The following is a 7,100-nucleotide window of genomic DNA, read 5'->3' on the forward strand; positions in this document are numbered from 1 at the left end:
CTGGTCATGCCCTTTCCGGATTCGGGCAATTACGCGGCCCTGGGATATGCCGAGCAATCCGGCATCCCCTTTGACCTGGGCATGATCCGCAACCACTACGTGGGCCGCACCTTTATTCAGCCCAGCCAGAGCATGCGGGATTTCGGGGTGCGCATGAAGTTAAACCCGGTCAAGGAGCTGCTTGCGGGAAAAGACATCATTATCATTGAAGACTCCATTATCCGGGGCACCACGGCCCGGACCCGGGTCAAGGCCCTGCGGGAACTCGGCGTCAATCGGGTCCACATGCGCATCAGCTGCCCGCCGCACATGCATCCCTGTCATTACGGCATTGATTTTTCCACCAAGGGGGAACTGATTGCCGCGAGCAAGACTGTGTCCGAGCTGCGCGACTTTCTGTGTCTGGACAGCCTTCATTACCTGAGCCTGGAAGGGCTTCTGGCATCCACCGGAGTGGCGGAGCCGGAAAATCATTTTTGCAAGGCTTGCTTTGACGGCTGTTATCCGGTATTGTTCGACCAGTCCCTGACAAAGGAGTGCATGGAAAATGAACCGGGGTTTGGCAGATGATTGAATCCAAGTACCTCAAGGACAATGTGCAAAACATTCAGCGGCTCATGGCCATTCCGGGATTAAAGGATTTTGAGACCCGGAATCTGGCCAAGCTGCTGCGGCTGAGCAAGATCCGGCAGTATGAAGACGGAGAGCTCATCATCCGGGAGGGGGATAACGATCCCTGGCTTTATTTCCTGCTTTCAGGAACCCTGAAAATCGAAAAACAGGGCGTGGAAATCGGCCACATCCGGGAAGTGGGCGAGATTTTCGGTGAAATGCGCATTGTCGATAGCCTGGTGCGATCCGCCTCGGTTTATGCCGTGGGCGATACGCTTTGTTTGTGCGTGGATACTTCCGCAAAGGGTCGGCTGTCAGATTCAGACGACCATGACGAGCGCATTGATTTTTTGCTCCTGCTGTACCGGATTTTTGCCGAGTACATGTCCATCCGGCTGCGGGCCACCAATGATGAGCTGTTTCGCGCCAAAAAGGAGCTCGCAGACCAGATAAAATGAAACAGACCGTATCCTTTTCCAAAAATGCGGTAAACGTGTTTTTCCACATCACCACCCGCTGCAACCTCAAGTGCGCTCACTGCTACATCAATCCGGCCCAGCATGGAGATAGCACATTGCCGGCCGCCACTGTCGGCAGGTGGCTTTCGTTTTTCCGCAAGCCCGGCAAGGCCGCCAATCTGATTCTTCTGGGCGGCGAGCCCACCCTTCACCCCGAACTTGCAAAGATTGTCAGCGCTGCCCGGCAAATGGGCTATGCCTCGGTTACCATTGATACCAACGGATACCTGTTTCATGATATTCTGGATCAGGTGACCCCGGAGGACGTGGATTATTTCAGCTTCAGCCTGGACGGGGCCACGCCGGCCACAAACGATCAAATCCGGGGCGCGGGCTGTTATGCCGCCTGCACCCGCGGCATCCGCCGGACCGTGGAAAAGGGCTTCGGGGTAAGCGTGATCTATACCGTGAGCCGGAAAAACCTCCACGAACTCGCTGACATGCCGGAGGTGCTCTCGGATCTGGGTGTTCACCGCTTTTTTATCCAGGTTATCGGGATCCGGGGCCGGTCTGCGCAGGCCGGCCAGGACGCCTTGCAGCTTACCCGGCAGCAATGGGAGGAAAATGTGCCGCCTGTTGCTCAAAGGGTTGCAAAAAGCGGTATTGCCGTGACTTACCCGAAAGTGTTTCTGGAGACGGACGAGATTTTTGAATGCGCGGGCAAGGTGGCGGAAAATTATTTTATTTTTCCCAACGGCCGAGTTTATCAGTGTCCGCTGTGCGAGGATTTTGCCTTGCACAGCCTGCAGATAACCGACCAGGGCCTTGCGCCCGCCCCGAAAATCAATGAAGCGGATCTTTTCTCCCTTGATATCGCCGAGGGGTGTGTGATCAACAAGCTGGTCCAGGGCGGCAACATTGACTATGACCATCAGGGCCGGCCAAGGTGGAAGATCGCCTGCTGCCTGCTCAAGGAAGAAATCCCGGCAGGCTGAAAATCCCTGGTGGATTTTTTTGCGCTTTATGGTATCCGGCCATGCTCCCGTTAAAATATGTCCGATCATTTGCATGGATTTGCATGATATGGATTTTTGCGCATTCAGGGCTGGTTCTGCCGGCTTCTGATGCTTCCGCCCGTCAGCAGGACAATCCCGCCCCTGTTTCCATCCCTGTTGGTGCCGATAAGGTGGATCTTGCCGGGCACCTGAAAATTTTCAAAGACACGGATCATATCCGGACAATTGCCCAGGTGGTATCAGCGCCGGTTTCTGAAGAGTTTTTGCACGCAGGCCCGGGTGTCCCGCATCTGGGGCTCACGGATGCGGCTGTCTGGGTTTGTTTTGCCTTTGAAGGCCGGCTGCCCAACGGCTGGGTGCTGCACGCGGGCTGGCCCTATCTGGCAACCGTGCGGCTCCGGCAGCTGCGCGAAAATCCCAGTGAAATGGTTCTGGGCCGCAGCCCGGGCAACCGGACCTTTGAAGCGTGGGCGTTTGCAGATGAAAAAACCGGTTCCTGGACCATATATGCCCGGTTTGTCAGCCAGGGGGTGCTTACCCTGCCCATGAAGCTTTATACAGACGGGGCTTTTTTGTCGTATCAGCGCGCCACTGCTACGGGCTACGGGATTTATTACGGCATCATTTTGGCCATGGCCATGTATAACCTTTTTCTGTTTTTCTCCCTCCGGGACCGGGCCTACCTTTATTATGTGGCCTACATGTTTTGTGTGCTGCTTTATTTTTTCGGCCTAAACGGCCTGACCCTGGAGTACCTGTTTATGGGCCGGCGCGCCTTGGACACCCGGGTGACCCTGTTTTTTCTGTCCCTGATTTTTATTACCGCCGGGGTGTTTACCCGCTATTTCCTTGAAACCAGAAAAAACGCACCGCGCATGGATCTCATCATTCAGGTCCTGATTGTGCTGGGCACCCTGCTGGCTGGCCTGTCCTTTTTGCTCCGGTTTTCCCTGCTAACCACGCTCTTTAGCATCCTTGGCACCACAACCCCGTTTATACTGATTACCGCAGCCATCCTGGTCTGGCGGAAGGGATTCGGCCCGGCTCGCTATTACCTGCTGGCCTGGAGCATCTATGCAGCCGGCACCCTGGTTTTTGCCCTGACTTACAGCGGCGTGATTTCCTTCACAGCCATGGGCTTTCACAGCTACCAGATCGGTTCTGCGGCCGAGGCAGTACTGCTGTCATTCGCCCTGGCCGACCGGATCCGCACCCTTCGCCGGGAGCGCGAAGAGGCTTTGGGAAACGAGCGCCGGGCCATGGATTTGGCCTTTACAGACGCCTTGACCGGGCTTCACAATTCAAGGTTTTTCCGGGCCCATATCGGCCCGGAAATCCAGAAGGCAGAAAATCTGCGCCAGCCGTTGTCACTTCTCATGTTGGATGTGGATGATTTCAAACAGTTCAATGATCAATACGGCCATATCCAGGGAGACCAGGTGCTAACCCGCCTGGGAGACACCATCCGGGCCCATGTGCGGCAGGCCGATTTGGCATGCCGTTACGGAGGCGAGGAGTTTGCCGTGATCATGCCGGGCCTGGGTGAAGCCCGGTCCATGGATGTCGCAGAACGCATTCGGCTGGCCTTTGGCCAGCATCCGGTCGTGCCCCGGCCGGGGTTGAAGATCCACGTGACCGTAAGCCTTGGTGCTGCCCATTACGAGGCCGGCCTCACGGCCCAGGATTTACTGGAACGCGCTGACCGGGCCATGTACCGGGCCAAGGCAGCGGGAAAAAACACCGTGCGGTTGTGGGGTCGGTAATGCACAGCCCGGATGCTGGTTTTCCGGCTGCAGGCCAACAGGGAGGATTACGCATGCAAATACGGACAATCCCGGAGCGCTGCAACCTTTGCGGGCTTTGTGTCAAAGAATGTGTGGCCGGGGTCTGGCGGACGGTCAACGGCCGGCCGGAGGCCGCGGCGCCCGGGTTTTGTAGTTTGTGCGGCCATTGCGTCGCAGTGTGCCCCAAAGACGCCATTGTCCATGAAGGGATCGATTTTGTGCAGATCCGGCCGGTGGACAGAAAACGCCTGGATCCGGACGTGTTTTCCGAGATTGTGCGCAGCCGCAGAAGCATCCGCCGGTATAAGGCCGACAGGGTGCCGGATGCGGTTATTAAAGACATCCTGGGCCTATGCGCCTGGAGCCCCACAGCCAGCAACAAACAGGATGTGGCCTTTACGGTGATCACAAACAAAGATGTGCTGCAGGCCCTTTCCGCAGCCGTTTTCAGCATCGGGGCAAAGGCGTACCGTCACAGCCGCAAAGGCCCTGGAAAGCTTGTCTACAGGGCCCTTCAAAAGCTTGCCCCGGGAAATGACCTGGAGCGCTACATGGAGCCCATGCCCTGGTATCTTGAGCAGCAGGCAGCCGGCCGGGATCTGATTTTGCACAATGCGCCGGTGCTGATTTTGGTGCATGCGCCCAAAAAGGGGCGGTTTCACTGCGAAAACTGCAATATCGCGGCGGCCAATATCATGAACTACGCCCACGCCCGGGGCCTGGGCACCTGTTATATCGGATTTGTGACCCTGGCCCTGAAAATTTTCCCGGGTCTTCGAAAGCTTGTATCCCTTCCCCGGGGCCGCCGGGTCTATGCCTGCCTGACCATGGGCTATCCGGCCCACGCATATGCCAGAACCACTTGCCGCAGGCCCCGGCCCGTTGACTGGGTCAGGTAGCTGGAAAAAAAGTTGGCCCATCGTCCGGATGCGCATGCAAGTGGTTTTGTAAAACCGGGCTTACCCGGTTTTGATTTTTGTCCGGTCCAGGGGTGTGCCTTCCCAGGCATGTTCGAGCACCATCTGCGCATCATCTGCCAGCAGTTCCTCGGGGTTGGGCACCCGGGCCCCGTCGCTTAAGGCTTTTTCCGCAATTTCGGGCAGCATGTTTTTTTCCACCAGGCGCCGGCCGTCGCGGTCCCGGATTTCCGAAAGAAACCGCGGATAACGTCCGCCAATGGCATCATGAAGGTCCTGGTTGAGCTGCCGGATCAAAGCGATTGCTTTTTCGGCCCGTTGGTGCCGGGGGGTTGCGGCATAGATTTCCGGCCCGGCCAGGGGCAGGAGCAGTTGGCCGATGATTTCGCCCCTGCGGTGCAGGTTGTATTCCAGGCCGTAGGGCAGCAAAACCGCCATGCAGTTTCCATGGGGCACGTGGCACACCGCGCCGATGGCATGGCCGAGATTGTGCACCATGCCCACCATGGAGTTGGAAAATGCCGCCCCGGCCAGGGTGGAGGCATTGGCCAGGGCCAGGCGGGCCTGTGTGTCTTCAGGACTTTTGATCACATAAAGCAGGTTTTGGCTGATGAGATCAATGGCCTGAAACGCCAGGGTATCGCTTAAAGGGTTTTTTTCCATGCAGTACCAGGCCTCGCAGGCGTGGGACAGGGCGTCCATGGCTGTTGCCGCTGTGATAAAATCCGGCAGGGTCCGGGTCAAGCGGGCATCGAGCACGGCCAGGTCCGGCTGCAGAAAATAGGAGACAAAGAGCATTTTCTCCCGGCGCTCCGGATCGGCGATCACGGCCACCAGGGTCATTTCCGATCCCGTGCCCGCGGTAGTGGGCAGGATCACCAGGGGATTGAGTTTTTTGCGCACCGCACCGGCTCCCTGATAGTCCAGCAGGGTTTTGCCGCCCAGCGAAACCACGATGTTCACACCCTTGGCCGTGTCAATCACCGAGCCGCCGCCCACGGCAATGATGGCGTCGCATTGGTTTTCCCGGTACACGCCGACGATTTTGTCCACCACATGGTAGTCGGAATCCATGGGAACATCGCTGTAAACCGGTGCGGATTCCAGGCCGGGGGCCATGGCCTGTTTGACCACATCCACGAGCCCGGCGTTTTGCACCCCGGGATCCGTGATGATCAGCGGCCGGCCGGCGTCCAGTCCGGCCAGCAGCGCCGGTATTTTTTCAAGGGTGTTTTCTCCCGAAACGATCTTGGCCCGGCTGCAGAAATCATAAAATTCCGGCAGAATCATGGCGATTCCTTTCCCGGTTTTTAAATGTTTTTGTAAATCACCCGGATCAGGTCCGGAAAAAAGGCGCGCAAATAGATCCGGATGCGGTTGAGATGCTTTTTCCAGCCCGGCAGTTCCGAGCTGCCCGGATAGCGTTTGACAGCCCGCCTGGCAATGATTTTTGGCAGCAGATAGACCTCCACACGGTCCAGGGCCCGCATAAATGCCAGGGCCTGGGGCAGACGGCCTTCCACCGTGAACCGGTCGTAGTTAAAGGCTTGGGCCGTGGATTCTTGAAAGGTGAACACTCGCATGGCCGAGGCCAGGTTTTTGATAGTGAGGCGCAGATGAGCCCTGGCTGCCCGGCGCTGCCAGCCCAGGTACCGGAGGCGGCCTTTTTTGTCCTTTTTGGCCACCATCCACGGACCTGCCGGCCCCACGCCCAGGCAAAGACAGAATCCGTCGGGCAGTTGTTCAAAAATGCGCCGGACTGTCGAATCCACCCTGGCAGTGGCTTCAAGGCCCCGGCCCACCACCAGCAGCATGACAGAAATGTAGGCTTTACGGAAATAATTGGTTTTCGGGCGGATTTCCGGATAGTTGCCAAGATCGGCCGGGGTGGTTGAAAACGGTGTAAAACGGTTCATTCGGGTGCTCCTTTCCAGGCCCGGCCGGCCAGATCCAGCGCGTCAGTGGCGGTTATTCCGGCATCCGGCCTGGATGCTGCGTTTTCACAGGCCTGCCGGATTTGGTAAAAAGGGATTTGCAAAGATTTCAGGCTTTGGCCCAGGGTGTTTTGAATTTTGTTAAACAGGGCTTTGAGCATATCTGCGCCTTTGGCTGGCCGCTGTTTTTCCGGGGTGGCGGCATAGTCCTCCATACCGGCCACGGCCAGCAGCAGTTCGGGCCTGGGCGAGCCGTTTTGCGCCAGTGATTTTTCCAGGGCTGCAGGCGCCAGAAGACCGGTAAATACACCCCTCCGGATGCGGGTCATCCGGGCCAGTTCTTCTGAAACCAAGCGCACAATTCCCGGTGCAGCGTTGG

At 57.5% G+C, this 7,100-nt stretch carries 8 protein-coding genes; 5 read left to right on the top strand and 3 right to left on the bottom strand.

Going from position 1 to position 7,100, the window contains the following annotated elements; translation table 11 throughout:
• From R6U41_RS12315 to R6U41_RS12335, 5 genes are all read left to right on the top strand, one after another.
• Positions 1-570, top strand: a 570-nt coding sequence (locus tag R6U41_RS12315) for an amidophosphoribosyltransferase (RefSeq protein WP_410270133.1), incomplete at its 5' end; no start/stop codon positions are given.
• On the top strand, positions 567-1,070 hold the full coding sequence (locus R6U41_RS12320; protein ID WP_410270134.1) for a cyclic nucleotide-binding domain-containing protein: 504 nt from the start codon (positions 567-569) through the stop codon (positions 1,068-1,070). The genes R6U41_RS12315 and R6U41_RS12320, both read left to right, overlap by 4 nt.
• Positions 1,067-2,065 (top strand): radical SAM protein, encoded by a 999-nt coding sequence (locus R6U41_RS12325; RefSeq protein ID WP_410270135.1) that lies wholly within the window; start codon positions 1,067-1,069, stop codon positions 2,063-2,065. The genes R6U41_RS12320 and R6U41_RS12325 overlap by 4 nt, the downstream gene beginning before the upstream one ends.
• Before the next feature lie 83 nt (positions 2,066-2,148).
• Positions 2,149-3,849 carry a 7TM diverse intracellular signaling domain-containing protein gene (locus R6U41_RS12330; protein WP_410270136.1) on the top strand — a complete coding sequence of 567 codons (1,701 nt, stop codon included), beginning with the start codon at positions 2,149-2,151 and terminating at the stop codon, positions 3,847-3,849.
• A 53-nt stretch (positions 3,850-3,902) separates the two neighbouring features.
• Entirely contained in the window at positions 3,903-4,769 is an 867-nt protein-coding gene (locus tag R6U41_RS12335) for a nitroreductase family protein (RefSeq protein WP_410270137.1), read from the top strand.
• 60 nt (positions 4,770-4,829) lie between these two features.
• Here the strand turns inward: R6U41_RS12335 and R6U41_RS12340 are convergent, their stop codons facing one another.
• The 3 genes from R6U41_RS12340 to R6U41_RS12350 all read right to left on the bottom strand — a co-directional run.
• On the bottom strand, positions 4,830-6,077 hold the full coding sequence (locus R6U41_RS12340) for an iron-containing alcohol dehydrogenase (protein WP_410270138.1): 1,248 nt from the start codon (positions 6,075-6,077) through the stop codon (positions 4,830-4,832).
• A 20-nt stretch (positions 6,078-6,097) separates the two neighbouring features.
• Positions 6,098-6,703: a hypothetical protein gene (locus tag R6U41_RS12345; RefSeq protein ID WP_410270139.1), complete on the bottom strand. Its 606-nt coding sequence runs from the start codon at positions 6,701-6,703 to the stop codon at positions 6,098-6,100.
• Positions 6,700-7,100, bottom strand: a 401-nt coding sequence (locus R6U41_RS12350; protein ID WP_410270140.1) for a hypothetical protein, incomplete at its 5' end; no start/stop codon positions are given. The genes R6U41_RS12350 and R6U41_RS12345, both read right to left, overlap by 4 nt.

Origin of the sequence: Desulfosalsimonas sp. (genome assembly GCF_046483245.1) — a bacterium.
GTDB lineage: Bacteria > Desulfobacterota > Desulfobacteria > Desulfobacterales > Desulfosalsimonadaceae > Desulfosalsimonas.

Bases quoted from the DNA above. Each gene is read 5' to 3' on its own strand.
- R6U41_RS12320 (WP_410270134.1), top strand. From the start codon at position 567: ATGATTGAATCCAAGTACCTCAAGGACAATGTGCAAAACATTCAGCGG.
- R6U41_RS12340 (WP_410270138.1), bottom strand. From the start codon at position 6,077: ATGATTCTGCCGGAATTTTATGATTTCTGCAGCCGGGCCAAGATCGTT.
- R6U41_RS12335 (WP_410270137.1), top strand. From the start codon at position 3,903: ATGCAAATACGGACAATCCCGGAGCGCTGCAACCTTTGCGGGCTTTGT.
- R6U41_RS12330 (WP_410270136.1), top strand. From the start codon at position 2,149: ATGATATGGATTTTTGCGCATTCAGGGCTGGTTCTGCCGGCTTCTGAT.
- R6U41_RS12325 (WP_410270135.1), top strand. From the start codon at position 1,067: ATGAAACAGACCGTATCCTTTTCCAAAAATGCGGTAAACGTGTTTTTC.
- R6U41_RS12345 (WP_410270139.1), bottom strand. From the start codon at position 6,703: ATGAACCGTTTTACACCGTTTTCAACCACCCCGGCCGATCTTGGCAAC.